Here is a 23,922-nt window from a genome sequence, read left to right as displayed (position 1 = left end):
AAACATCACCGCCGAAGGCGGTGGTGTGGTTTTCGGGGCTCAGGCAATCGGTGAGATGTACTTGCCTTTGATTTGCGTGGTGGTGAAGGTTTTCACCCGAATGTTGGGCGACCAGTGATTCATCGGCCAGCCTGCTTTTTGTTTCAGCGCTTTCAGAAAGTCGGCCGGTTTGGGCAGCTTGGACCACACCTGCGGCAAGAAAACAGCCTGCGCGTGATGCTCGGTCAGAATCAGTCCCACCTGATGTGCTTCAAGATAAGCCAGCAACGCGTCTTCAGAATCAACCTGCAGCAATTTCGGTTCAGACAGCACGGAAATCTCGATGGTCAGTGAGTCCAGCTGATCCTCCGTCAGCGGCATGAAGCGACGATCCTGATAAGCACTGTCACGCGCCTTGTTGTGCACTTCAATCACCAGAGGTTCGTTGGCCGTCACTGTGCCCAGACATCCCTGAAGTTCGCCATTGACTTCAAGCGTCACGAAACAGGCACCATTCGCCAGTAATTTGCGATTGTACAAATCCAGTTGCGGCGGCCGGGGTAAATCATCAGAAAAATGACCGCTGATCGCCTCTCGGGCAATATCCAGCAGTTGGGTCATCTCTCCTTTATTCAGGGCCGGTTTCTGCGGTGGCTGATACGAGGTAACTGACATATCCAACGACTCTCTCCTTATCTCCGGCATCCATATCTCCAGAGTTTTTATATTCAACTTGTTTTAAATGATAGCCTCTTTGCTTCGCCAGTAATAACAAGGTGTTGATCCCGGTCGAACCGCAGGCTTGCTGGGGTGTTAATGAGGGATCGAACTTTTCAATCACACGAAGGGTCCGGTGATCGATATCCTGTGCATCTGCATAGGGGTGGTAATGGCTCAGATCACTGCTGATGACCAGCAGCGTGTCATCCTGCCAGAGCGGGCCGATGATCTCGGCCAGACGCACCGGTGATATCCGGCTGGTCAGGATGGGCAACAGGGTAAAATCCGACAGGCAGCTTTGCAGGAAGGGAAGTTGTACTTCCAGACTATGCTCCAGTTCATGTATACGATCTGACAGTTCAATATCATCCAATTGCGACAGCTTTTCAACACCTTGTAAGTCAATTTTGAGTTGACCTAACGGTGTGGCGAAAAAACGATCAGCGGGCAGCGCGCAGCCGTCGAAAGCGAAGTGGTGACTTGGCCCAATCAGGATGACCTGACGGTATCGGCTGCCGGTACGCTTGAGTTGTTTGTATGCTGAAGCCGCAACTTTTCCCGAAAACATGTAACCGGCATGCGGCACAATGAGTGCTCTGGGCGGGTCGGATGTGTCGGGTGCAGCAGACAGCCAGGTGTTGAGCTGCTGGCGCAGTCCGAGCGGGGAAGCCTGATAAAACCGTCCGGCTACGGCGGGTTCACGAATGCTCATGAGTCTGTGGTCCTTATTGTTGTATACAACCTGTCGCTGAAACTTTCTTCATTCAGCGTCAGGTCATGACCAGCTATAGTTAAGTATAGAAAGGAAAAAAGACGGTTCAGTGAACATGACCCGGACATCGCCCAAATCAATTCAGGCAGACAGAGCGCCGGTGTCTCCACCGGAGGTCTGGCCGACCCAATACTGGCATCCATTGCCAGACGGTCGTGTGGTTTGTGATGTCTGTCCCCGGCATTGTCGCCTGCGGGACGGGAAGCGGGGGGCATGCTTTGTCCGGCAAGCTGAGCATGGACAGATTGTGCTGACCAGTTATGGCCGCTCCAGCGGCTTCTGTATCGATCCCATTGAAAAGAAACCGCTGAATCATTTTTATCCGGGCAGTTCAGTCCTGTCGTTTGGGACCGCCGGGTGTAATCTGGGCTGTAAATTCTGTCAGAACTGGAGCATCAGCAAGTCGCGGGAAATTGATACGCTGGGTGCCACTGCGATGCCGGAACAGATCGCCCGGGCCGCACAGCAGTATGGTTGCGATTCCATCGCCTTCACCTATAACGATCCAGTGATTTTCATGGAATACGCCATGGACTGTGCCGATGCCTGCCATGCCCATGGCATTCATAGTGTTGCTGTCAGTGCTGGCTATATCTGTGATGCGCCTCGGCAGGCTTTCTATCAGAAAATGGATGCCGCGAATATCGATCTGAAAGCCTTTACTGAGCATTTCTATCACAGGATTTGCAGCGGACATCTGGCACCTGTACTGGACACTTTGCTGTATCTCCGGCACGAAACCCGGGTGTGGTTTGAAATCACCACCCTGCTAATCCCTGGCGAAAATGACAGTGCTGCTGAAATCGAAGCAATGAGTCAGTGGATCATGGCGAATCTCGGCCCGGATATTCCCTTGCACTTCAGTGCCTTTCATCCGGATTTTAAAATGATGGATAAGCCGAAAACACCGCCGGCAACGGTGCAGCGTGCGAGACAGATCGCCCTGAATCAGGGACTGAATTATGTCTATGTCGGAAATATTTTTGATGAGGCTGGCGACAGCACTTACTGTCCGGGATGCGGCGCGACTGTGATTGAACGGAACTGGTATGCGCTGGGGAACGATGCACTCACGGAGCAGGGGCGTTGCCGTCACTGCGGGTATTTGCTGGCGGGTCGCTTTACGACACCCGGTCAGCGTTTTGGTCGCCGGCGGATTCCAATCCGGATTCAGGCATGAAAGACGACAAAACCGACAGCTGGGGCAATCGGGTTTTACTCCGGATGCACTTTGCATTATCTTACCGTTCTTCCGACACCCGAACAGAGACAGCACTGTATGACGATTGAAGCCCTGAGCCAGATTCAGAATCTGGTGATCACGCAGCCAAACTGCCCTTATTGTGTGAGAGCAAAAGCGATTCTGGATGATCGCGACACAGACTACACCACACTGGTACTGGGTCAGGATCTGGAAAAAACAGAGATGATTGCTTTCATTGAGCAGGTGGCCAACACGACCGTTCGTACCGTGCCGCAAATCATTCTGGACGGTAAATACATCGGTGGTCACGATGATCTGGTGGCGTTTCTCGAACGCCAGGTCGAAGCCGATGCGCTCGGTGATTTCGAATTGTAATGATGAAGGCTCCCTTGCGGAGCCTTTTCTTTATTATCTACATAATCAGTAAGGAGGCGGTGGGATGAGTTTTCATGTGAAAGTGAGCTGGCAGGGCACTCAGCAACCGGGTGAGGCGTTCAGCCGGGATCATCAGATTCATTTCGGCAGCGGACAAAGCATACAGGCCTCGTCGGCACCGGATTTTCAAGGGAATGCTGCGCATGTGAATCCGGAAGAAAGCCTGATGGCTGCGCTGTCTTCCTGCCATATGCTGACCTTTTTGGCGATAGCCCACCTCAAGCGACTGCCGGTGGCCAGTTACGACGATCAGGTGTCGGCAGAGCTGGGGCAGAACGAGGCCGGTAAAACCAAAGTGGCTGCGATCAATCTCAATCCGGTGATCACGTTTGCAGCGGGTGTGACGGTCTCGGAAGAAGTGCTGGCGAAGATGCACCAGAAAGCCCATGAGAATTGTTTTATCGCCAACAGCCTGAATACCGTCGTGCGTTTACATGACAGGGAGTTCAATCATTGAGTCAGTCAAATCAACGTTTTCCACTGATCGGATTGTTTACCGGGAAAGTGGTGCAAAACTACGGCATTACAACCGCAATGGCCAAGCAGCTGGTCTCGGGGCGGATCTTTTTATCTGAAACGGGGTTGGTCGGCGACGAGTGCGCAGAGCCGAAATTTCATGGCGGCACAGAAAGAGCCTTGCACCAGTATCCGCAGGAACACTATGCATTCTGGCAGCAGCAGTATCCTGAGCGTGCGTGGCCGTCGCCGGGCATGGGCGAGAATCTGAGCACACGGGGTATGCTGGAAGAGCATGTCCGCATTGGCGATCAGTATCAGTGGGGAGAAGCCATCATTGAAATCAGTCAGCCGCGCTCCCCGTGCTTTAAAGTGAATCACCGCTGGGATGTTCCGGGGTTTTCTGAGGTGATGCAAACCACAGGGAAGTGTGGTTGGTTATATCGTGTGATTCAGACGGGTGAGGTGAGTGCAGCGGCGCCTTTGGTGTTGATCCGACCCGGTGAGGCACGATTCAACGTGAAACAGGTACTGGACTGGTATTTCAACGACCCGATGAACCCGGAAAAGCTGCGTGAGCTACAGGCGTGTCAGGCTTTGTCCAAAAGCTGGAAAAGTACGATTGAGAAACGCCTGACAACAGGCGAGCTGGAAAACTGGCAGTTTCGGCTGAACGGTAAACCGAGCGTCTGAGTTGTGTTACCCAACGCCAGAAAATGAAACGGGCCACGCAGGTGGCCCGTTTTTAAAGTGTGAAACCGGAGCGGGGTCTGTCAGGTCAGTGCGTAAAGAATTAACCCGGCAATCACCACACAGGCGGAAGCGAACACACCGTATTCAATCCGTTTTTCCGCGACACTTTCCACTTCATCTTCCCGAACGGTCAGCAGACTGAAGATACAGCCACCAGCCAGACCTACGGCTAACACACCCAGGCTGAACAGCAGGGCCGAAACGAAATCCATGAACGCCATATCAATCCTCTTATTGGACGTATACCCAAATGATTCGCGTGCGTTTCCTGTTATTTTGAGTTCCCGGAAACAACCGGGACCCGTGCACGTCGGAATTTCCCGGCGAATGATACACGTTCTGGTCTGTCCTGTAATCCCGGAGGTGTAATCAAAGATGACGGAGCGCCATGGCCATCAATGGGTGTCAGTTGGCATTCGCAATCTGATAGTGCACCTGCAGGTGGCCCTGATTCAGTTGGGTTGAAATGTCGATGTCCGACGGTATTTCCCGGGTATTGTGGATATGTGTTCCATCGCAGGGCCGGGCATTGAGGAAGCCAAACCCGACAAACCGGGTGCCGTCTGGCCGGGTTTCAATCTGAACCGGCAGCGCCGCTTCGATCAGTCGTCTCAGGTGTTGTGACACCGTCATGCCATCCAGATCGACCACATGGGTGCCCGGCGCAAACTCGACCTGACACTCATTCGGCCAGTAATGTGCCCGAACCGGGTGCCAGCCATTCTGCTGACCAATATTGCCAATCAGATGGCCGATACTGTGCAGCAGGCTGTGGATTTTTCGGGGTTCTTTATCCAGCGCCAGTGTCACCGGGCCAGTCGGCAGCGCATGCGGAATCACATGGTGAACCACACCGTCAACCAGACGGGTGTGCAGGACGGGTGCCACTTCGCCGCAGTATGTCTGGATCCGTCCGGTATCGCCCGGCTGACCACCGCCCTGAGGATGAAACAGCGTCTGATCCAACACGGCAATCCATTGCTCGCCATCCTGAAAGCAGGCGATTAACTCGGCATCACCGTGTAATTTATCTGAGCTGAGATAAATGGCTTGCGTGGTCATAGTTGGTTTCCGTGTACCTTGGACAGATTCTGAAGGCAAATATTGTAATCATCCCGGACACCTATGATAATCGGTCATCAATTCAAATAACTTTTGCGCATCGCGCACAAATGTGAGACGGCATGAGCAGCAATAAACATATTGGTTTAATGCAGGATATGGCGATTTTTGTCTCCGTGGTGAAAACCGGCAGCTTCTCGGAATCAGCCCGATTGCTGGGGGTCTCGCCGTCGGCGATCAGCCGGTCGATTAAGCAGCTGGAAAAGCAATTGGGCGTTTGCCTGTTGCAGCGAACCACCCGGAAATTACGCTTAAGCGAGACGGGCAGAACAGTTTACGAGCGCTGTCTTCAGCTGGATGACACCGCACGGGAAGTGCTGGCGCTGTGCGAATGTCAGGACAGCTCTGCCCGGGGCGTGGTGAAAGTGGCGGCACCCAAGGCGGTCGCGCACTCCCTGATTCATCCTTACATTGCCGAGTTTCTTCACTTGTATCCAGAGATTGATGTGCATCTGGTGCTGGATGATCAGGCGCTGGATCTGATTGAACAGGAAATCGATATTCTGTTTCGGATCACCCGTCAGCCGCCGCAAGGATTGATTGGCCGGAGCCTGATGCCAATCGTGCATGTGCTCTGTGCTTCGCCAGCGTATCTGGATCAGAAAGGGGTGCCGCAGCATCCGAAAGAACTGTCCCGGCACAGCTGTATTTCTCTGGGCGAGAATGAAGCCGATTCAAAATGGCGGTTTCGCCAGGGCGACAGCAAAGTGATGGTGCCCGTGACCGGCAGATACCGGGCGAATCATTCCAGAGTCCGGCTGGAAGCCGCAGAGCAGGGAATCGGCATTGCCAGTTTGCCCATCTTTGTTGCCGAGGGGGCTATCGCACAGGGCAGCCTTGTTCAGGTGCTGCCGGATTGGGAATTTGAAACCTTTTATACCGGAGACTTGTGGATGCTGTATCCGGCCACCCGTCACATCCCGGCGAAAGTCAGCCTGTTTGCGGATTACATTTTCGGGAAACTGGGGAAGTCATGCGCTGAACCGGGGTAATAGACAGCCATTGCGAGCATGGCTGTCTGTCACTCAGAACCGGGTGTCGACGAAACGGCTGACGGTGTCGTTGTCATCTGCAACGCAGAGATAACGCCACTTGTCGAACGTCAGGCACGGGTGGGAGGTTGAAAACACCAGAATGTCGCCCACTTTCAGATCCGTCCCCGCAGGCACATTGACAAAAGTATGCTGATCCATGATGTGCGTTGCTTCTAATCCCTGAATCTCAAGCGGCTGGCCGTTGCGAAACGCGCGCTCAGGAATCGGCAGGCCCGCATCAAAAGCAACATCCCGTTTGCCCATACCAATCACCGCTTTACAGGGCTCAGGCATCGACAGCACATAAGCCCAGACTTCCAGGGCAGACGCTAAATCACCGCCCAGTTCACAGGCATAGCCCTGATTCGTTCGGGCACGGGACATCACCTGATGTTGCGCATCCTGATAGATGCCCGTGTCGTGAATCAGGTAACAGCCGGGACGGATGATGGCGTTCAGATGCGGATAAGCAGAAAACTCCTCCGCAACAATGTCATACCAGGCCGAGCCTGCGCCCGTGACGATCGGATGGGGCACGGCAATCAGTTTTTTCTCGGCCAGTTGTTCAACCAGCATCACGGCATCGCGCAGGAACAGGCGAATCTGATCTTCTGCGTCTGCACCATGGATGACGCCTTCATAAACTTCGATGCCATGGAGCGTCAGTCCCTGTGCGGCCTGAATCACCCCCGCCAGCGTCTCGACTTCGGCGTGGTTGCGGCAACCGCAGCGCCCGCCCGGCACCCCGTACTCAATCAGCACATTCAGCGTCAGGGACGCCTGCGCAAAGTAGTCATTGAGCTGGGCTGCGTTTTCGCAGGAATCTACACAACAGTAGAAAGACACGTCATGCTGCCGCATCAGCCGGGCGATCAGGGCCATGTTGGCTTTTCCGACCAGCTGATTCGCCATCAGAATGTGCTTTGCACCGGCAAGGGCTGCGGTTTCAGCCTGTGCTGGTGTAGCCACCGTGATCCCCCAGGCACCCGCGTCGAGCTGCTGTGAAAACAGCGCAGGGGTCATGGTGGTTTTGCCGTGCGGAGACAGTCTGACCTGATGATGATTGGCGAACTGCTGCATCCAGTTCAGGTTGTTGCGGATGGCAGTCTCGCGAATCACGGCAGCAGGCAGACAGATTTCTTCTTCGATCAGGCTGTATCGCCCCTCACTTTTTTCATCCACCCAGACCCCTTTGGTGCCTGAAGGAAAGTTTTTGTGATCGAATTCTTGGTATTTATTAACATGCTTTTTGTTTGCTTGAGGCATTGGTTATTCTCCTAACATAGCCTTTATGCCTTGCCATATCTGGCTTTTGGCGATCTGATAGTATTCTCGATGTTAGAAACTATCAAACATTGCGATTTGATTTGTGCGTTTTCTCACTGTTTGATTTCGTGCCGATCACTAAGATTCACTCCATAGAGGAAAGGCAGCCGTGACCATCGAAGTGGACATCGTTTCCAGAATTACCGAGTGCTTCCCTCAGTTAAGAGAAGCAGAAAAAAAAGTCGCCCGCCTGGTTGTGGACGATTTAAGTAACGCAGCCACGGCCAGCATCACAGAGCTGGCAGAAGAAGCCGGTGTGAGTGAAGCCACCATTACCCGCTTTGCCAAAGCCGTGGGATGCCTGAATGTCCGTGACCTGAAAATGAAGCTGGCGCAATCGCTGGCTGTGGGGCAGCGCTTCATTCATGAAAGCCCGAACGAATCGGGTATTCAGGGGGTGTATGAGTCGATCAAGAACGTCATCAACATCAACCGGAAAATCGTGAATGAAGCCGATGTCGCGAAAGCCGTCGACATCTTGCTCAATGCCCGGCAGGTCCTGTCGGTGGGCATGGGCGGCGGTTCGACCATCATGTCGCAGGAACTTCAGTTCCGCCTGTTCCGGATTGGTTTTGCGGTCAGTGCGTACAACGATGGGCTGCTGGCTCGTATGGTCGCTTCCACGGCAGACAGCAAAGATGTCATGGTGGCACTGTCGGTCACAGGTTACACCGCCGAGGTGGTGGAACCGGCGTCCATTGCCAAACAGTACGGCCTGAAAGTGATTGCGATTACAGCGCCGGATTCCCCGCTGGCACAAGTCAGCGATGTGGTGCTGCCGCTGGTGACGGATGAAACCGATTTTATCTTTAAGCCGTCTGCATCACGGTACGCCATGATGGCGTTGATTGATGTGCTGTCGACGGAACTGGCGCTGAGTCAGAAACGTCGTTCCCGCGACCGGCTGCGCCGCCTGAAACTGGCGCTCGACAGCCACCGGGGCGGGGATGACCGTCAGCCGCTCGGAGATTAAACCGCCGATCTGTCAATAGACACGGCGGTATCACGAATGCAAAGAGAAGGAAAACGCATGCAGTTTGAGACCGTATTCCGCCAGGTCAGTTTGATTGATGGGACAGGCGCCGCCGCCGTCAAAGCGGATGTTGCCGTGCTCAATGGCCGGATTGCCGCCATTGGACATCTGGCGGAGGCCGAAGCCGCGCAGATCATTGACGGTCAGCATCTGGTGCTGGCGCCAGGGTTTATTGATGTTCATACCCATGATGATACCAATGTGATTCGTTTTCCGGAGTGTCTGCCAAAAATCAGTCAGGGCGTGACGACAGTGATTGTCGGCAATTGCGGCATCAGTGCATCACCGGCTGTGCTGGCGGGCGATCCGCCGGATCCGATGAACCTGCTCGGCAAACAGTGGGATTTCAAATACCCGACCTTTGCGACCTATGCCGATGCGGTGCGCGATGCACAACCGGCCGTGAATGTGGCGGCGCTGGTGGGTCACACCACACTGCGCAATAACGTGATGGACGATTTGTATCGCCCGGCCACATCACAGGAAATTGCGACGATGAAAGCGCAGCTCAGCCAAGCCATGGCTGAAGGGGCGTTAGGACTGAGTTCGGGGTTGGCTTATGCCTCGGCAAAACAGGCACCGACTGAAGAAGTCATGGCGCTGGCAGAAGAGCTGGCAGCTTTCAACGGCATTTATACCACCCATATGCGTACGGAGTTTGAACAGATTCTCGATGCCATGGATGAAGCCTTCCGCACCGGAAAACACGCGAAGGTGCCCGTGGTGATTTCTCATCTCAAATGTGCCGGTGCCGGGAACTGGGGCAGAACCGTTGAAGTGCTGGACAAGATGGAATCCGCCGCTGCGCATCAGGATGTTGCCTGCGATTGCTATCCGTATTCTGCCAGCTCCTCCACGCTGGATCTGAATCAGGTGACTGAGGCGATCGATATCTTTATTACCTGGTCGGAAGCGCATCCGGAACAGGCTGGAAAAATGCTCAAAGATATTGCCAAAGAGATGTCGCTGCCGCTGATGGATGCTGCCAGAGCGCTGCAACCCGCAGGGGCGGTGTATCACTGCATGGATGAAGCGGACGTTGAGCGCGTACTCAAATACCGTCTGACCATGGTGGGTTCCGACGGGCTGCCGAACGATCCGCATCCGCATCCGCGTTTGTGGGGCGCATTTCCCCGTGTGCTGGGTTATTACAGCCGCGAGCGCAAACTCTTTTCGCTGGAACAGGCGGTCCACAAAATGACGGGGATGTCTGCCAAGCGCTTTGGTCTGAAAGACCGGGGTGTAATTGCCGAAGGCGCGCATGCCGATCTGGTGCTGTTTGATCCGAAAACGATTCGCGATGCAGCCACTTTCCAGGATCCGGTCTGTGCCGCAGAGGGCATCGTGCTGGTCATGGTGAATGGCCAGATCAGTTATCAAGCGGGCCGAGTCAGCCCGGAGCGCCATGGCCGTTTTCTGGCCCGGCATCAGTCCTGACTCAATGATTCGTAGTCACTCAATTTGGAGAAAGTAATTATGTCGATTATTCGTTATGGCGTGGAAGGCGGAACCGGGACTGGTGGTCAGCACCTGCCGTTTGCACGGGCAACACAGGCGGGCGGATTTCTGTATGTTTCGGGTCAGACGCCGATGACCGACGGGGAAGTTGTGGAAGGCGGCATTGTGGATCAATCCCGTCTGGCAATTCAGAATTGTGTCGACATCATGACAGAAGCCGGTTACGGACTCGAAGATGTCGTGCACGTCAAAGTTGTGCTGACCGATGCGCGCTATTTTCAGTCATTCAACAAAGTGTTTAAAGAATTCTTCGGTGAGCATCCGCCAGCACGAATCTGCATGGTGTGTGATTTGGTCGTCGATGTGAAAGTTGAAGTTGATGTCACTTGTTACCGGGAAGACCGCCGCTGAGTGAGCACGCGGAACATCGAACACTGATCCCTGACAATCGCAAGAAATGAAAGCAAAGCTCTGCGCTGCCGGACAGCCGGAGCCATAGAAAAAGGGCTGGCAATGAACCAGCCCATAAAAAGCAAATGGCTGACTTTCAATGAAAAAGTAGCCATACACGGGATAACCAAGGTTGTTTATCCCCAAGCAAATAAAAGCAATGACGGATTATAAGAGGTATGCAATGAACAGTACACTCTTTCTCACCGGATTCGGTGCTTATGTGGTGTTTATGATCTGGTTGGGCTGGTATGTGTCCCGCGCTCAAAAATCAGGTGAGGATTTTCTGCTCGGTGGCCGTGGCCTGCCTTTGTTCCTGGTTCTGGGCACCACGGTTGCCACCATGGTCGGTACCGGCTCCAGTATGGGCGCGGTTGGTTTTGGCTATAACAATGGCTGGGCTGGCGCGTTGTACGGGATTGGCGGTGCACTGGGAATCTTGCTGCTGGCCTGGTGGTTTGCGCCGGTTCGCCGACTCAATTTCATGACCATGAGTGAAGAGCTGGCCTATTATGTCGGCGCGAATAAGGTGGTCAAAAATGTTGTGGGTCTCCTGATCTTTGTGGCCTGTATCGGCTGGCTGGGCGCACACATTCTCGGGGCGGCCTTTATCTTGCCTGGATTGCTGATATTGATCTGAACACCGCGAAAATCATTATCGCGGCGGCCTTTACCATTTACGTGGTGATCGGGGGGTACACCGCTGTGGTCTGGACTGATACGATTCAGGCGGTTGTGCTCTTCTTTGGTTTTATTCTCATGGCCGTGCTGTCTGTTAATCACATCGGCGGTCTGGAAAACCTGTATGAAGCGATGGATCCGGCCTCGGTCAGTCTGTTTGGCATTGAAAAGCTGGGTGCTTTACCTGCACTGTCACTGGCTATGGTAGTCGGTGTCGGGATTCTGGCCACGCCGTCTTTCCGCCAGCGCATATACTCCGGTAAGGATGTCAAAACGATTCGTCGTTCGTTCGTGATGTCCGGTGTACTCTACCTGTTCTTCTCCATTATTCCGGCTGTGATTGGCATGTCTGCCCATGCAATCAACCCGGATCTCAACAACGCAAACTTTGCTTTCCCTTATGTCGCAGCCACAGTCTTACCGGTTGGGGTTGGCATGATTGTGCTGCTTGCCGGTTTGTCTGCCACCATGTCGAGCGCCAGTTCAGACGCCATTGCCGGGGTTTCGATTCTGCTGCGGGATGTGTTCGTCCTGTTCACCGGCAAGGTGCCTTCTAAAGACAACATGGTGATTTATTCCCGGCTGTCTCTGGTGATTGTGATTGGTATGGCGTTGCTGTTCGCTCTGACGTCGAACGATATCATCGGTTATATCACCAAGATGATTTCAACGGTGATGTCAGGCATGTTCGTCTGCGGCATGCTGGGACGCTTCTGGAAGCGGTATACCTGGCAGGGCGCGCTGGCAACACTGGCGGGCGCATCGGCGGCATCTTTCTCCGTGATTCTGAATGCAGACTGGACTGCATACTGGGGCAACCCATGTATTCCTTCCGTTCTCACGGCCTTGGTTGCGGGTGTGGCGGTCAGCCTGATGACCCCGGCCAATCAGGTCACGCCGGAACAGGCCAAAGCGGTTCTGGATGCGGAACGTGCAGCGATGGAAAACACTGTTCAGAAGGACATCAACCCTGAAACCGCTTGTGCGAAATAAATCGCTAAAACGAATGAAAATGCAGGCCTTTATGATGAAACAAGGCCTGCATCATGAATTACGCTTTAATGAGAAGTCGGTCATCTTTGTGAATTGCCGGAAATGAACGGGCGACACAAGGGGGAATAACGGCCTGAATGTCAAAAAGTCTGAATGAAGGGTACTTGTGTGAAAATCGCATTTTTTGGTGAATGTATGGTTGAACTGAGCGGACAGCCATTACGACGCACCTTTGGTGGAGATACCTTAAATACGGCGTTGTATTTGGCACGACTCGGTCGGAAGCGTCGTCTGGATATCAGTTATGCCACGGCGCTCGGTAAGGACAATATCAGTCAGGATATGCTTTCTGCGTGGCAGGAAGAATATATTGATACCCGGCTAGTGCGCCGTCTGGATGATAAACTGCCCGGATTGTATCTGGTGGAAACCGAACCCAACGGTGAACGTCATTTTCATTACTGGCGGAATGACAGTGCCGCGAAATTCTATTTTGCAACGGCCGTGACGCCCTTAGAGCGGGCGATTGAAAACAATGAATTTGACGTGCTCTATATCAGCGGGATCAGCCTGGCAATTCTGGCCGAAGATGCCAAGGCAATTCTGGTCACCCTGTTGGAAACCCATAAAGCCAAAGGCGGCAAAGTTGTGTTTGATAACAACTTCCGTCCGCAATTGTGGACGGCCAAACAGGCGCAGTATTGGTATCAGCAGGTTTTGCCTTTCGTCGATATCGCGCTGATCACCGAAGAGGATGATCACAAAGTCTGGGGAGAGGGCGATGTGACAGAACGTTGCCGCGAACTGGGCTGTGGTGAGGTGGTCATCAAACGTGGGAGCCTGCCATGTCTGGTGGCTACAGAGCTGCAAACCACGCCAGAAACATATCAGGTGGCTGCCAATCCGGTTCAGACCGTGATTGATACCTGCGCTGCCGGAGATTCATTTGCAGCCGGATATCTGGCTGGCCGGTTGAGTGGTGAATCCGCAACAGTATCGGCAGAACTGGGCCATCAGCTGGCCGCCATTGTAATTCAGCATCCGGGTGCCATTATTCCGCCGGAAGCAATGACAGAGATGATGTAAGGAGTTCGACGTTCATGTCTCAATCCCTGATTGAAAAAGTAAAGCAATTCAAAGTGATTCCTGTAATTCAGATTAACCATGTGGATCAGGCGGTGCCGCTGGCAAAAACTCTGGTTGAAAATGGTCTGCCGGTGGCTGAAGTGACTTTCCGCACCGAGGCTGCGGCTGAAGCCATTCGTCTGATGCGTGAAGCGTATCCGACGCTGTGCATTGGCGCGGGTACCGTACTGAATGCGGCGCAGGTCGACAGCGCACAGGCTGCAGGTGCAGAATTTATCGTCGCACCGGGTCTGAACCCGAATACCGTCCGTTACTGTCAGGAAAAGGGCATGCCGGTGGTTCCGGGGGTGAATAATCCAAGCCAGATTGAACAGGCGCTGGAACTGGGCCTGACCTTCCTGAAATTCTTCCCGGCTGAAGCGTCGGGTGGCATCAATATGGTGAAGTCACTGCTGGCGCCTTATGTGGATGTCAGCCTGATGCCAACGGGCGGCATCAGCAAAGCCAACATTCGTGACTATCTGGCGGTTGATCGTGTGCTGTGCTGCGGCGGTACCTGGATGGTGTCTCCGGCACTGATTGATCAGGGGGACTGGGAGGAGATCGGCCGTCTGGTCCGCGAAGCGGTTGAACTGGTTCGCGACTAAAGCCGGGACTTTCTTTACACAAGGCCGCTTCTTATCGAGAAGCGGCTTTTTGATGATCACGACAAAACCATCGCCGAAAGCAACGGTGACGGTCAGGTTTGAAAATGACACCGCGTTACTTTGCCATTCGGGTTGAAGCTCAGTTCCAGCTGATCGACTACTGACTGCTGAAACTGCGCCAGACAGCCTTGTTGGGTAACAGTGATTTCAGACCTTGCGCCCGCACTGATCACCACATCAAGCCCCCGGATATCTGTCAGCAGCCTTGGCGACAGCCCAGACGGATACTGGCTGAGTAAGACAATATTCCGGATGCCTCTGACCTGAAGCCGATCCACACTGTTTCTCAGTAAAATCATGTCCTGTTCGTGCAGTTGCTCGTTCCCGGGGTAGGGATTGATCAGCGACAAAAATGCCACGCGCGTTCCGCCATACCACCGCACCAGGGCATCAGCCCGGCCTTTATAGCCATTGTAGGAATACACTTCGTGGCCGCTTTGCTTCAGGCCAAAATTGATGTTACTGGCCAGAACCGGAAAGCTGGCCTGAGGCAGCACACTCACTGAATCATGGTACGCCTGGACTTCCGGCGTAATCGCGGTGACATAAGAAAAAGGCTGCTTTTCGACCTGAGGATTCTGGGCTGAATAGAAGGTGAGCCCTTCATGGCTGGGCAAGGCGATCTGATCAAGATGAGGTTGACCTGAAGTCACCGGGAGCAGGGTCAGAAAACGGATGCTCAGATCGGCTCCCTGACGATTTTCAGGCGTACAGGCCGTCAGCAGGGTTGTCAGCAGGGCAGCAGTGTAAGTAAGGGAACGACGCATAACGAAAGAGAAGTGTGATCTGGGTCGCTATTTTCTGCTTTTTGCCGCGGAATGACAAGTCTTGGTCATCATTCTTCGCATAAACATCTGCAAAATCGCGACATGATTGATAAAAATTTTCCCGTCGTGTCGCCAGGTTTTCGCGCTAACTCCCTCATCCACCGATAAAAACTGGCCTGCACGGCACCTTGCTATGCGCAAAAAACGAGAAGAATGACCGGTTTTGGACGTAAAACAATCACTCAGTTCAAATTGATGAATTTTGCAGTTGACTCGATCTCACCTTTGAGTAGAATGCATCCCGTACCGCAACGGAGGTAAACGACGAAGCGGTCATGGTGAAAGCCAGAACAACAACCCAAGCGGTTGATTGTTGAAGGCGCGTTGGCAGAGTGGCTATGCAGCGGATTGCAAATCCGTGGACCTCGGTTCGACTCCGGGACGCGCCTCCATTTGCGACACTAGCTCAGTTGGTAGAGCGCAACCTTGCCAAGGTTGAGGTCACGAGTTCGAACCTCGTGTGTCGCTCCAATTTTATAGTGATTTGATGACACCCGAGGCACCTCGTGCCTGAATCCAGTCGAGTCGCTCCAAATTTTGTAGTCACGACAATATGTCGGGTCTGAAGATGGTGTCTAACCCATCGCAATCCAGAATTGCGTGCCCTGGTGGTGGAATTGGTAGACACAAGGGATTTAAAATCCCTCGACGTTCGCGTTGTGCCGGTTCAAGTCCGGCCCGGGGCACCATCAAAATCAACGGCTTACAGGCTAACGCTTGTAAGCCGTTTTTCTTTTCCTAATGTTTTCCGAATCTCTTTCCAAAGATCAATCCGCCTCTCTTCTCCGGCACATTCCTTTGCGAATGGTTTTTTACAGTGTCTGTCCCGGTATGTCCTCAGAGCTTTTTTGTATCTGTAGCCTCAAATTAGAGAGTTGTTGAGATCTGCATCTCTTAAGTACATGGTAAGACCTCAGGGCGAGAGCATACTTAGCTCATCAATTGACCAGCGCGTTCACAAGCTTAAAATCTGTCTCGTTTTGCCTTAAAAGTAGAAAACAAACAAGCTCAGCGGTGCAATAATTCAACAAATTGCCAATCCTTGAGCGCCTAAGTTAGTATGCTCTCATCACTTATTCTTTAAGCGATTCGTATGGCAGGCCAATGTATTGCTCGGCGATGGTGATTTTGCCTGCAGGCGTATTGAGGAAATAATCGAGTTCAGATCCCATTAGCTTGTTGAAGATAGCACCATCGGTACTATTGACATTGAGTTCGCCGAAGTCATGTAGCATGTTGGTCATCCACCATGAGAAACGCTCGCCGTGCCATACTCGGCGAAGGCAAATATCCGAATACTGCTCAATACAATCTATGTCGTTGTGTTTATAAACGCGGGTGAGCACTTGGTACAAAGTCGCGACGTCAGAAGCGGCTAAGTTTAGGCCTTTTGCCCCTGTTGGCGGGACGATATGGGCGGCATCTCCCACCAAGAATAAACGGCCATATTGCATTGGTTCACATACGAACGAGCGCAATGGTGCAATGCTTTTCTCAATACTTGGGCCAGTTTGTAGTCGTTGAGAAGCATCTTCCGGAAGGCGTTTTTTCAGTTCATCCCAAAAGCGCTCGTCGCTCCATTCTTCCACCTTGTCGGTGAGAGGAACCTGTAGGTAGTAGCGTGAGCGGGTCGCGGAGCGTTGACTGGCCAAGGCAAAACCTCGGGGATGCTTACAATAGATGAGCTCGTCATCTACTGGCGGGGTATCACTCAATAGCCCAAGCCAACCGAACGGGTAGACTCGTTCGTATTCTTTTCGAATGTGATTAGGAATCGTCGGGCGTGAAACACCATGGAAACCGTCGCAACCTGCGATGAAATCGCAGTTCACTTCATATCGCTGACCGTCTTGTTCAAAGTGCACGGATGGTGCCGTAGAGTTAGCATCGATAATTTCAGAGACGAGCGCGTTGTAGTAAGTAGGCAGTCCAGCTGCTTGGCGAGCATCCATCAAGTCTCGGGTGATCTCGGTTTGACCGTAGCAAGTTACGACCTTGCCATTGGTAAGCGCCTTTAAGTCAATGCGGGAGCCCTTTCCGTTAACACTAATTTGAAAGCCTTCATGAGTATGCCCTTCCGCATCCATACGAGTGTTGCAGCCAGCTTCACGAATTAAATCGACAAAACCTTGCTCCAAAATCCCGGCTCGAATCCGTGATAGGACATGATCGGCAGACGATCGTTCAATGATGACATTACTGATACCTTGTTTTGCCAATAATTGACCAAGCAGCAATCCTGAAGGGCCTGATCCGATAATTGCGACCTGCGTATTGATGACTTCCATTTCAATGCTCCTGAGTAATGATAATGTACTTATTTTGTTAAAATACTGTGATTTCCTCCATTCAATTACTCACCAATTTCTTGTACTTTTTAGTCATCACCAATATTGATAGGTATAGCGATGGCAAGCGAAGCAACCATACCTCGCTTCTTTTTGTATGGCGAAGAAAATGACAGAGATGATTCTGAATTTGTCCATATCGAGTCAATAGCCGCTAGAAGTGAAAAGCAGGGATGGAAAATTAAGCCACACCGACACGGTAAGTTGTTTCAATTGTTGGTTATATATCAAGGTGAGGCAAAAATATTATTAGATAACAAAGAGTTAATCTTTGTGGGGGAAGGGGCGGTGGTGATACCCTCAGGGGTTGTCCATGGGTTTGTTTTTTCACCCCAAACCTTAGGCTACGTGCTTACAATTGCCGAGCCCTTACTCAATCAGGCGCAGGGCTCTCGAGCTATGGGATTTTTCAATACTGTTATCCACACGCCAAGAGTATTGTCATTTTCGCAAGGTTCCGATCATCCGGCGCAGCTTAAAACGTATTTTAATTTATTAGCAGCCGAGTCAGACGCTGGACATTCCGGCAAGCGGCATACGGTGGAGTGGCTGGCCAAGGTAATATTGATGGCTGTATACCGGGAAGTTGAGCATTCCCATCATGGGCAGCTTGGGGAAAACCGCCCCAATCATGGTTACTATTTGTTTCAACAAATGGTCGAAAAGCATTTTCGCCAACAATGGACGGTCACCCAGTATGCTGGGCTGTTACAGATGTCACTTTCGACCTTGAATCGTATATGCAAAACGGTGAAAGGTGTTGGGGCGAAAGAGATTATATCTGAGAGGGTATTCGTTGAGGCTAAGCGAAGTTTGCTCTATACCCAACTCAATATTGACCAGATCGCCTACAACTTGGGGTATGACGATCCGGCCTATTTTTCCCGCTTCTTTAAGAAGAAGTCAGGGCAGAGCCCGCGGCAGTTCCGGCAACAGAATCCGTTTGATACCCAGTTTTAAAGGATATGGCTACTGGTGTGGCGTTTTACGAATTAAGCGCGAAAGCCCCGCCCGCTCCTGGGGTGGGGATAAAAGTGCAGCAAATCCCGACAGGCAAAGGCTTTGAGCGTTCTTTTTGCCAAAAGGGATGGTGAGGCAAGCCATTTCGATATGCGAGGAAACTTCCCCCTGCTGCAACAGGCCATCTTAGCCTCTAAGTAGGCAGTATCTCCGTTGCTCACTACCAAGCGGTCAGGCGTTGTGATGTTGTAGCCAAACGGTGCTCGGATACAATGCCTTGATTCTCTGTGTTGGGCTGCTTCAATGGCACGCTGCACCATACCGCTGCCTGCATCGAATACAAAGGCCCTATCGTTATAGACGACAGCAGTGGATGGTCCCGAGCGGGTGGTGTCAGGGACCGGCGTACCCGTGCCAAGCCGAATGACTTCGGTTTTTGCGACAGCGATGAATGAGAGCAATGCACCAAGTATTACAGGAATTGCGCGTACGAGCGTACGTGAAGACAGATACTGCATCTTTTTCTCTGTGGATAGGTTTTATTGTTGGTTGTCGTATTTTTAGTGGCTAATCCCACAGCCTTAACGGCTGTGGGAGGGAAGTGTTAGAGCAGACCCAGTGCGAGGGAAGGGAAGCCGATGATGAGTAGTAGGCGGGTGATATCTGACAGTACAAATGGGAAGACCCCTTTGAACATGTCTTTGATAGAGACCCCTGGGGCGAGGGATTTGATGACGAAAACGTTCATTCCAACAGGCGGGGTGATTAGGCCAAGCTCTACGGTGATAACAGCTACGATGCCGAACCAAATAGGGTCGAACCCAGCGGTTTCGATCAACGGATAAACTACGGGAACGGTCAGCAGCAACATCGCGATGCTGTCCATGACACAGCCTAATAGCACAAATAACAAGAGTACCGCGAACAGCACCATATAAGGTGAGAGCTGCAAGCTATCAACAAAGTCGACCAACGCGTAGGAGATACGTGAGACTGACAGGAAGTAGCCAAAGATTTCGGCACCGATGATCATAAAGAAGATCATGGATGAAATAGCCAAGGTCTCTTCGACAGACTCGAGAAATTGCTTCCATGTCATGCCGCGGAAGATGGCAATGAACAAAGTACCTGCCGCACCAACAGCGGCCGCTTCGGTTGGGGTAAACAGACCAAAGTAGATCCCGCAGATAATGAAGGCAAAGATGCCGGTAAATGGCACTAAGCCTTTTAGCCCTCTAATTTTTTCTAAAAGACTTGTTTCTTTCCCCGGGGTGGCAAGATCCGGATATAGCCATACCGTAATGGCGATCGTTGCGCAGTACAGGAATAAGCCAAGTAAGCCCGGGATCACACCCGCGATAAACATATCGCCTACCGATTGCTCAGTAATAAGCGCATAGAGCAAAAGGGCGATAGAAGGCGGGATAATAATACCCAGCGTACCGCCAGCGGCGAGAGTACCGGTGGCTAGAGACATCGAATAGCCGTTTTTTTCCATCTCCGGCAAAGCAACACGGGACATGCTGGCAGCAGTCGCCAGAGAAGAACCTGAGATGGCTGAGAATACGCCACAGGAAGTCACTGCGGCCAATGCCATTCCACCACGCCAGCGTCCAAACAGGGTGCGTGCGCCGAAGAAAAGCTCTTGCGACATTTGTGCCTTCGAGGCAAAGACGCCCATCAGGATAAACATCGGGATCGGGCTGTAGCTATAGTTAGATAGGGTTTCGAACGGTCCACTATCCAAAATTGCAACTGCGGAAGGAAAGGCGACAATTGATCCGAAGCCGACAAATCCGGTGACAGCCATCGATAAGGCGATAGGGGCCCGGAAGGCGATCATCACCAACATCAGGCCGATACAAATTAAACCTATGATTGAAGCATCCATTATGCAAGCTCCTCTTTTTGTTGTGACTGCCGGTTCTCACTTTGCTCTGCTGTGGTTTCTTTCTTTGGTGTCGGTTCATTTTGAGGTGCAGGCTCATGTTTCGCGAACACTAATTCAAGCGCCAATGTGAAAGATCGCAGCGTTAAAAGTGACGTCGCCGCGAGCACAATGGCATAGAGGTAATGCATAGGGATGAGGAGATCTTGGGTTGTTTCTCCTGTCATTTGGGCTGAGCCAATCGCTTCGTAGAAGCGTACTGACATCCCCGCGCCAAGTATGGAAAAACCGAGGGTATAAAAGGCCTCAAGATATATTTTCAGTCGTTGATTCATCTTCTCGGTGAAAAGGTCAACAATAACTTGCGATTTAGTGACCGAGTGCGGCAAAGTAAACAAAATGGCAAACAGAAGGCCATACTTGATTAACTCCACACCACCGACAAAGGTGAAATCTACACTGCCGTCGGTAAAATTGAATACGGCACGGCTGATAACATCGCTTAGGGTGATGAACATCATCGATACCAGAATGGCACCGCTGATAAGATGCGCCCCGTAGGCACAGCGATTAATGAGGTTGATGATTCCTATCATTATCGAACTTCCTTATGAACTTGAGGCTTTGGTTGGCAAACGGGCTCGGTTAGCTACATGTCGCCGATAATTCCAGGGCACGCTTGTAGACAGTTTTTGCCGGCATGCCTTTGGATTCCAGCTGGGATAGGTAGTTTTCGGTGACCTTCTCAAAGACAGGCTGCCAAGTTTTTTGGTTGCTGGAAGCATCGACATGGAAGATGTTGTGGTTATCGGCTTCGGCATCGGCAAGCCCTTCTTTATCTAGGCGATCAAAGACAGAGGCCGCAATGCCAGACCACTTTTCACCTGAGTTTTTGTCGATAACCGCTTTTAACTCATCGTCCAGTTTGTTGTAGACGCTTTGGTTCATTGTCACGATGAAAGCAAGTGAGTAAAGGCCGCCCACTTCGGTATGGTTGTCGGCAAGCTCGTTCAGCTTGAAGCTTTTTGCGCCCTCCCATGGCAGGGCAACGCCATCAATCACGCCGCGCTGTAGTGATTGGTATGACTCAGGTGCTGGCATGCCAATCGGCAGGGCTCCCAACTCTTCAAGCAGGCTGCCGATCACGGTGGTAGGGCGGCGAATACGAAGCCCTTCAAGATCTGACGGCTCTTCAATGCTCTTACCTTTGACATGCAAGAGGCCAGGTCCGTGGGTAAATAAGAATAGTGGTTTGGAATCTTTGTACTCTTTGCCGAATGCGCCCTCGTCATAGAGTTTCTGGATTACACACGAGCCTTGTGCCGCATTTTGTACTATGCCGGGTAGTTCCATTATTTGGGTCAGCGGAAAACGGTTTGCCGAATACCCCTGTACGGTTGCGGTGACATCAAGAATACGATGTTTGACTGCATCATACTGGGCTGGTGGCTTGGCCAGCATAGAAGCTGGATAAAGCTCCACCTTGATACGGCCGTCAGAATCAGCTTCCACCTCATCGGCCCATGCTTGGTAGATTTCTTTATGAATATCGGATACCGCTGGCCAAAAGTGGCCAAAGCGCAGGGTAACCTCGGCGGCCATAACGGTAGAACTGAGTAATAGAGAGGTAAGAACAGCGGTACTTGTTTTTTTTAATATTGTATTCATTGGTCAACGTCCAGTGGTTTATGTGGTATTAAAACTCTTCTGTATCGATTTCTTGTTGCGTTGTTGCGTTGTATCTTGATCCGGTAACGGTATGTTGGTTAATGATGCGATTGAGTGCATGAAGGGTGCTGCTATCTAGCTGTATTTCTCGTCCAGAGATGTTTTCTATCATGTGGTCATAGCTCGTGGTGCCAGGTAACGCGATGATGTTGTCTCTTTGGGCAATGACCCATGCTATGGCCATTTGGGCAAGCGACAGTGGTTCACCGGTTGCTGATGCCGACTTGGCAACGTTGAAGAGCTGGTCGATAAGGGCGAGGTTCTGACCGAAATTTTCTTGGCTAAAGCGCGGCATCGCACGGCGGATATCATTGGCGGCGAAGTTATCGATTTCACGCAATTTACCGGTCAATATGCCTCTGCCAAGCGGGCTGAACGCCACCATTGCAGCGCCGACTTCTTCACACTTATCAAGCAAGGCGATTTCAGGGTTTCGGGTCCAAAGCGAGTATTCTGATTGGACGGCTGCAATTGGGTGTATACGGTGGGCTTTATCAAGTGTTGCTGCGGAGACTTCTGACAAGCCGACTTCTAGAATTTTCCCTTCTTCGACTAAGCGTGAAAGTTGGCCAATACTATCTTCGATGGGGATTGACTTGTCCCAGCGGTGTAGGTAATAAAGATCAATCACGTCGGTATCAAGGCGACGAAGACTATCTTCACAGGTCTTTCGGATCGTTTCCGGGCGTCCGTCAATCGCCTTTTTACCATCAGGTCCTTTGAACATACCGCACTTACTGGCTAGCAGATATTCGTCACGGCGGTGACCCACAGCCTTGGCAATTAGAGACTCATTCGCCCCAAAGCCATACAAAGCGGCAGAATCCAACATGCTATAACCGTGATCCAGAGCTTGGTTCAATAGCTCAATCGCCTGTTTTTCTGATGGAGGATTGCCATAGGCGTGGGAGACATTCATACACCCAAATGCAACGGTCGGCGTTAAAAATCGACCAATCCGGCGCCTATGTTTTTTCTGGCTCTCACTTTCGCTCATTACATCATCCTTAATAAATATTCTTATCAGTAATTGGGGCTGCTGTGATAGTCTGCTGTGCTTCCAACGCGTTGAGCAGGGCGTCGGCCAGTTCTGCGAAGTCTTCGCTTTCAGCATTTAGCGCCATATCCCCAATCTGTTGCTGCCAGTCTGTTGTGGCTTTGGCCATCCCGTTGTTCAACCCCAATTGCTCAACGGTTAAAGCCACTTCGCGCATCTCTGCTGCACGGCGCACACCATGAAGCATCATGCGCTCTAGGTTGTAACCAGCTTTTTCATACCAATTGAACTCTGGATAGCTAGTATCGAGCGAGGCTAAAATGCGGGAATCAACCTGTGCTTTTCTGGCGGCTAGCAAGCATTCAGCCGTGAGTGCCTCAAGCCCTTTTACCATGACGCTACGGATCATTTTGATTGATGAAGCCACACCAATTTCGCCCTCGATGAGCTGGGTGTTCATGCCAAGAGAGTCAAATAATGGTTTTGCTTGCTCGGCATGTGAGCCACAAATCAACAATGGGGAGCGGTGAAGCTTAGGGTAAACCGGTGACATAACAGCTACATCGACATAAAGACCGCCAGCAGCATTGATGAGCTTTGCATTCTTGCGCTTTGTATCCGGAGAGCACGAGTTACAATCGAAATAAAACTGGCCAGCCTTGATGTGCTTTGCCGCGGCGGATGCTGCCTCGTAGGCTTGATCTGCAGTGACTAGCGAGAAAATCACCTTGGCGCTGTCGATAGCCTCGTGAAGATTGAAGCAACCTTCTACGTTCTGCTGGATGTAATCATGTAATTTATCTTTGCGAAGACTCAGGTGATTAGTCTTTTGGTCGTAAGCTGTGATGACTGGCGGAGCGGCATCGGCCCAGCCGGTAAGAAATGCTTTCGCGGCTTCACCAAAGCCGATGAAGGCAAGCCTAGATACTTTTGCCATAACGCTATCCTTTGCGGAGGGTAAACTC

General features: G+C 51.8%; 23 protein-coding genes, 3 tRNA genes and 1 pseudogene. 15 read left to right on the top strand and 12 right to left on the bottom strand.

Annotated features, from left to right (window positions below; all coding sequences use genetic code 11):
• Nucleotides 1-39 precede the first annotated feature (39 nt).
• Nucleotides 40-654: an AmmeMemoRadiSam system protein A gene (gene amrA, locus KDD30_RS09945; RefSeq protein WP_211649818.1), complete on the bottom strand. Its 615-nt coding sequence runs from the start codon at nt 652-654 to the stop codon at nt 40-42.
• The gene (amrB, locus tag KDD30_RS09940; RefSeq protein WP_211645722.1) at nt 608-1,411 is read right to left on the bottom strand and encodes an AmmeMemoRadiSam system protein B; all 804 of its coding nucleotides are present in this window, start codon (nt 1,409-1,411) and stop codon (nt 608-610) included. The genes amrA and amrB overlap by 47 nt, the downstream gene beginning before the upstream one ends.
• 115 nt (nt 1,412-1,526) lie before the next feature.
• On the opposite strand from amrB, the gene amrS reads away from it, so the two are divergent.
• From amrS to KDD30_RS09920, 4 genes are all read left to right on the top strand, one after another.
• Nucleotides 1,527-2,651 carry an AmmeMemoRadiSam system radical SAM enzyme gene (gene amrS, locus KDD30_RS09935; protein WP_211645721.1) on the top strand — a complete coding sequence of 375 codons (1,125 nt, stop codon included), beginning with the start codon at nt 1,527-1,529 and terminating at the stop codon, nt 2,649-2,651.
• Between the two features lie 99 nt (nt 2,652-2,750).
• The gene (locus KDD30_RS09930; protein ID WP_211645720.1) at nt 2,751-3,050 is read left to right on the top strand and encodes a glutaredoxin domain-containing protein; all 300 of its coding nucleotides are present in this window, start codon (nt 2,751-2,753) and stop codon (nt 3,048-3,050) included.
• 64 nt (nt 3,051-3,114) lie between these two features.
• A complete protein-coding gene (locus KDD30_RS09925) occupies nt 3,115-3,567 on the top strand; it encodes an OsmC family protein (protein ID WP_211645719.1) in 453 nt (150 codons plus the stop codon).
• On the top strand, nt 3,564-4,259 hold the full coding sequence (locus KDD30_RS09920) for an MOSC domain-containing protein (protein WP_249199120.1): 696 nt from the start codon (nt 3,564-3,566) through the stop codon (nt 4,257-4,259). The genes KDD30_RS09925 and KDD30_RS09920 overlap by 4 nt, the downstream gene beginning before the upstream one ends.
• 80 nt (nt 4,260-4,339) lie before the next feature.
• On the opposite strand, the gene KDD30_RS09915 is transcribed toward KDD30_RS09920, so the two are convergent.
• Both KDD30_RS09915 and KDD30_RS09910 read right to left on the bottom strand, forming a co-directional pair.
• Nucleotides 4,340-4,540: a hypothetical protein gene (locus KDD30_RS09915; RefSeq protein ID WP_211645718.1), complete on the bottom strand. Its 201-nt coding sequence runs from the start codon at nt 4,538-4,540 to the stop codon at nt 4,340-4,342.
• A 184-nt stretch (nt 4,541-4,724) separates the two neighbouring features.
• Complete coding sequence (locus KDD30_RS09910; protein ID WP_211645717.1) at nt 4,725-5,381, bottom strand: hypothetical protein; 657 nt, start codon at nt 5,379-5,381, stop codon at nt 4,725-4,727.
• Nucleotides 5,382-5,503: 122 nt separating this feature from the next.
• Between KDD30_RS09910 and KDD30_RS09905 the strand changes: the two genes are divergently transcribed.
• Nucleotides 5,504-6,433, top strand: a complete 930-nt coding sequence (locus tag KDD30_RS09905; RefSeq protein ID WP_211645716.1) for a LysR family transcriptional regulator — start codon at nt 5,504-5,506, stop codon at nt 6,431-6,433.
• Between the two features lie 33 nt (nt 6,434-6,466).
• Here the strand turns inward: KDD30_RS09905 and KDD30_RS09900 are convergent, their stop codons facing one another.
• The gene (locus tag KDD30_RS09900; protein WP_211645715.1) at nt 6,467-7,741 is read right to left on the bottom strand and encodes an amino acid deaminase; all 1,275 of its coding nucleotides are present in this window, start codon (nt 7,739-7,741) and stop codon (nt 6,467-6,469) included.
• A 169-nt stretch (nt 7,742-7,910) separates the two neighbouring features.
• On the opposite strand from KDD30_RS09900, the gene KDD30_RS09895 reads away from it, so the two are divergent.
• The 6 genes and pseudogenes from KDD30_RS09895 (at nt 7,911) to KDD30_RS09870 (ending at nt 14,149) form a co-directional block, all read left to right on the top strand.
• Nucleotides 7,911-8,774 carry a MurR/RpiR family transcriptional regulator gene (locus tag KDD30_RS09895; protein ID WP_211645714.1) on the top strand — a complete coding sequence of 288 codons (864 nt, stop codon included), beginning with the start codon at nt 7,911-7,913 and terminating at the stop codon, nt 8,772-8,774.
• 57 nt (nt 8,775-8,831) lie between these two features.
• Nucleotides 8,832-10,271 (top strand): amidohydrolase family protein, encoded by a 1,440-nt coding sequence (locus tag KDD30_RS09890; RefSeq protein ID WP_211645713.1) that lies wholly within the window; start codon nt 8,832-8,834, stop codon nt 10,269-10,271.
• Nucleotides 10,272-10,310: 39 nt separating this feature from the next.
• Nucleotides 10,311-10,703, top strand: coding sequence for a RidA family protein (locus KDD30_RS09885; RefSeq protein ID WP_211645712.1), 393 nt, complete (start codon nt 10,311-10,313; stop codon nt 10,701-10,703).
• A gap of 199 nt (nt 10,704-10,902) precedes the next feature.
• Nucleotides 10,903-12,416, top strand: a pseudogene (locus tag KDD30_RS09880) (sodium:solute symporter family protein).
• 153 nt (nt 12,417-12,569) lie between these two features.
• Complete coding sequence (locus KDD30_RS09875) at nt 12,570-13,502, top strand: sugar kinase (protein ID WP_211645711.1); 933 nt, start codon at nt 12,570-12,572, stop codon at nt 13,500-13,502.
• A 14-nt stretch (nt 13,503-13,516) separates the two neighbouring features.
• Nucleotides 13,517-14,149 carry a bifunctional 4-hydroxy-2-oxoglutarate aldolase/2-dehydro-3-deoxy-phosphogluconate aldolase gene (locus KDD30_RS09870; protein ID WP_211645710.1) on the top strand — a complete coding sequence of 211 codons (633 nt, stop codon included), beginning with the start codon at nt 13,517-13,519 and terminating at the stop codon, nt 14,147-14,149.
• A gap of 92 nt (nt 14,150-14,241) precedes the next feature.
• On the opposite strand, the gene KDD30_RS09865 is transcribed toward KDD30_RS09870, so the two are convergent.
• Nucleotides 14,242-14,976, bottom strand: coding sequence for a hypothetical protein (locus KDD30_RS09865; RefSeq protein ID WP_211645709.1), 735 nt, complete (start codon nt 14,974-14,976; stop codon nt 14,242-14,244).
• A gap of 378 nt (nt 14,977-15,354) precedes the next feature.
• On the opposite strand from KDD30_RS09865, the gene KDD30_RS09860 reads away from it, so the two are divergent.
• From KDD30_RS09860 to KDD30_RS09850, 3 genes are all read left to right on the top strand, one after another.
• Nucleotides 15,355-15,428 (top strand) — tRNA-Cys (locus tag KDD30_RS09860).
• Between the two features lie 3 nt (nt 15,429-15,431).
• Nucleotides 15,432-15,507 (top strand) — tRNA-Gly (locus KDD30_RS09855).
• Between the two features lie 131 nt (nt 15,508-15,638).
• A tRNA-Leu gene (locus KDD30_RS09850) sits at nt 15,639-15,725 on the top strand.
• A 384-nt stretch (nt 15,726-16,109) separates the two neighbouring features.
• Here the strand turns inward: KDD30_RS09850 and pobA are convergent.
• Nucleotides 16,110-17,324 carry a 4-hydroxybenzoate 3-monooxygenase gene (pobA, locus tag KDD30_RS09845; RefSeq protein WP_211645708.1) on the bottom strand — a complete coding sequence of 405 codons (1,215 nt, stop codon included), beginning with the start codon at nt 17,322-17,324 and terminating at the stop codon, nt 16,110-16,112.
• 120 nt (nt 17,325-17,444) lie between these two features.
• Here pobA and KDD30_RS09840 point away from each other — a divergent pair, with 120 nt between their 5' ends.
• Nucleotides 17,445-18,344 (top strand): helix-turn-helix domain-containing protein, encoded by a 900-nt coding sequence (locus KDD30_RS09840; protein WP_211645707.1) that lies wholly within the window; start codon nt 17,445-17,447, stop codon nt 18,342-18,344.
• A gap of 604 nt (nt 18,345-18,948) precedes the next feature.
• On the opposite strand, the gene KDD30_RS09835 is transcribed toward KDD30_RS09840, so the two are convergent.
• The 5 genes from KDD30_RS09835 to KDD30_RS09815 are packed head-to-tail and all read right to left on the bottom strand — an operon-like array spanning nt 18,949 to nt 23,894.
• Complete coding sequence (locus KDD30_RS09835; RefSeq protein WP_211645706.1) at nt 18,949-20,235, bottom strand: TRAP transporter large permease; 1,287 nt, start codon at nt 20,233-20,235, stop codon at nt 18,949-18,951.
• A complete protein-coding gene (locus KDD30_RS09830) occupies nt 20,235-20,828 on the bottom strand; it encodes a TRAP transporter small permease (protein ID WP_211645705.1) in 594 nt (197 codons plus the stop codon). Before KDD30_RS09830 ends, KDD30_RS09835 begins: the two co-directional genes overlap by 1 nt.
• A gap of 49 nt (nt 20,829-20,877) precedes the next feature.
• Nucleotides 20,878-21,900: a TRAP transporter substrate-binding protein gene (locus tag KDD30_RS09825; protein ID WP_211645704.1), complete on the bottom strand. Its 1,023-nt coding sequence runs from the start codon at nt 21,898-21,900 to the stop codon at nt 20,878-20,880.
• Nucleotides 21,901-21,928: 28 nt separating this feature from the next.
• Nucleotides 21,929-22,957 carry an aldo/keto reductase gene (locus tag KDD30_RS09820; protein WP_249199119.1) on the bottom strand — a complete coding sequence of 343 codons (1,029 nt, stop codon included), beginning with the start codon at nt 22,955-22,957 and terminating at the stop codon, nt 21,929-21,931.
• 10 nt (nt 22,958-22,967) lie between these two features.
• Nucleotides 22,968-23,894, bottom strand: a complete 927-nt coding sequence (locus KDD30_RS09815; protein ID WP_211645703.1) for an NAD(P)-dependent oxidoreductase — start codon at nt 23,892-23,894, stop codon at nt 22,968-22,970.
• Between the last annotated feature and the right edge of the window lie 28 nt (nt 23,895-23,922).

It is taken from the genome of Photobacterium sp. GJ3, from assembly GCF_018199995.1.
Lineage (GTDB): Bacteria > Pseudomonadota > Gammaproteobacteria > Enterobacterales > Vibrionaceae > Photobacterium.
Note: the sequence above shows the minus strand (reverse complement) of the source record. Positions and strands in the feature narration are given on the sequence as shown.

Bases quoted from the DNA above. Each gene is read 5' to 3' on its own strand.
- amrB (WP_211645722.1), bottom strand. From the start codon at position 1,411: ATGAGCATTCGTGAACCCGCCGTAGCCGGACGGTTTTATCAGGCTTCC.
- amrA (WP_211649818.1), bottom strand. From the start codon at position 654: ATGTCAGTTACCTCGTATCAGCCACCGCAGAAACCGGCCCTGAATAAA.
- KDD30_RS09885 (WP_211645712.1), top strand. From the start codon at position 10,311: ATGTCGATTATTCGTTATGGCGTGGAAGGCGGAACCGGGACTGGTGGT.
- KDD30_RS09900 (WP_211645715.1), bottom strand. From the start codon at position 7,741: ATGCCTCAAGCAAACAAAAAGCATGTTAATAAATACCAAGAATTCGAT.
- KDD30_RS09830 (WP_211645705.1), bottom strand. From the start codon at position 20,828: ATGATAGGAATCATCAACCTCATTAATCGCTGTGCCTACGGGGCGCAT.
- KDD30_RS09835 (WP_211645706.1), bottom strand. From the start codon at position 20,235: ATGGATGCTTCAATCATAGGTTTAATTTGTATCGGCCTGATGTTGGTG.
- amrS (WP_211645721.1), top strand. From the start codon at position 1,527: ATGACCCGGACATCGCCCAAATCAATTCAGGCAGACAGAGCGCCGGTG.
- KDD30_RS09915 (WP_211645718.1), bottom strand. From the start codon at position 4,540: ATGGCGTTCATGGATTTCGTTTCGGCCCTGCTGTTCAGCCTGGGTGTG.
- pobA (WP_211645708.1), bottom strand. From the start codon at position 17,324: ATGGAAGTCATCAATACGCAGGTCGCAATTATCGGATCAGGCCCTTCA.
- KDD30_RS09865 (WP_211645709.1), bottom strand. From the start codon at position 14,976: ATGCGTCGTTCCCTTACTTACACTGCTGCCCTGCTGACAACCCTGCTG.
- KDD30_RS09930 (WP_211645720.1), top strand. From the start codon at position 2,751: ATGACGATTGAAGCCCTGAGCCAGATTCAGAATCTGGTGATCACGCAG.
- KDD30_RS09910 (WP_211645717.1), bottom strand. From the start codon at position 5,381: ATGACCACGCAAGCCATTTATCTCAGCTCAGATAAATTACACGGTGAT.
- KDD30_RS09905 (WP_211645716.1), top strand. From the start codon at position 5,504: ATGAGCAGCAATAAACATATTGGTTTAATGCAGGATATGGCGATTTTT.
- KDD30_RS09925 (WP_211645719.1), top strand. From the start codon at position 3,115: ATGAGTTTTCATGTGAAAGTGAGCTGGCAGGGCACTCAGCAACCGGGT.
- KDD30_RS09840 (WP_211645707.1), top strand. From the start codon at position 17,445: ATGGCAAGCGAAGCAACCATACCTCGCTTCTTTTTGTATGGCGAAGAA.
- KDD30_RS09890 (WP_211645713.1), top strand. From the start codon at position 8,832: ATGCAGTTTGAGACCGTATTCCGCCAGGTCAGTTTGATTGATGGGACA.
- KDD30_RS09825 (WP_211645704.1), bottom strand. From the start codon at position 21,900: ATGAATACAATATTAAAAAAAACAAGTACCGCTGTTCTTACCTCTCTA.
- KDD30_RS09875 (WP_211645711.1), top strand. From the start codon at position 12,570: ATGAAGGGTACTTGTGTGAAAATCGCATTTTTTGGTGAATGTATGGTT.
- KDD30_RS09820 (WP_249199119.1), bottom strand. From the start codon at position 22,957: ATGAGCGAAAGTGAGAGCCAGAAAAAACATAGGCGCCGGATTGGTCGA.
- KDD30_RS09870 (WP_211645710.1), top strand. From the start codon at position 13,517: ATGTCTCAATCCCTGATTGAAAAAGTAAAGCAATTCAAAGTGATTCCT.
- KDD30_RS09815 (WP_211645703.1), bottom strand. From the start codon at position 23,894: ATGGCAAAAGTATCTAGGCTTGCCTTCATCGGCTTTGGTGAAGCCGCG.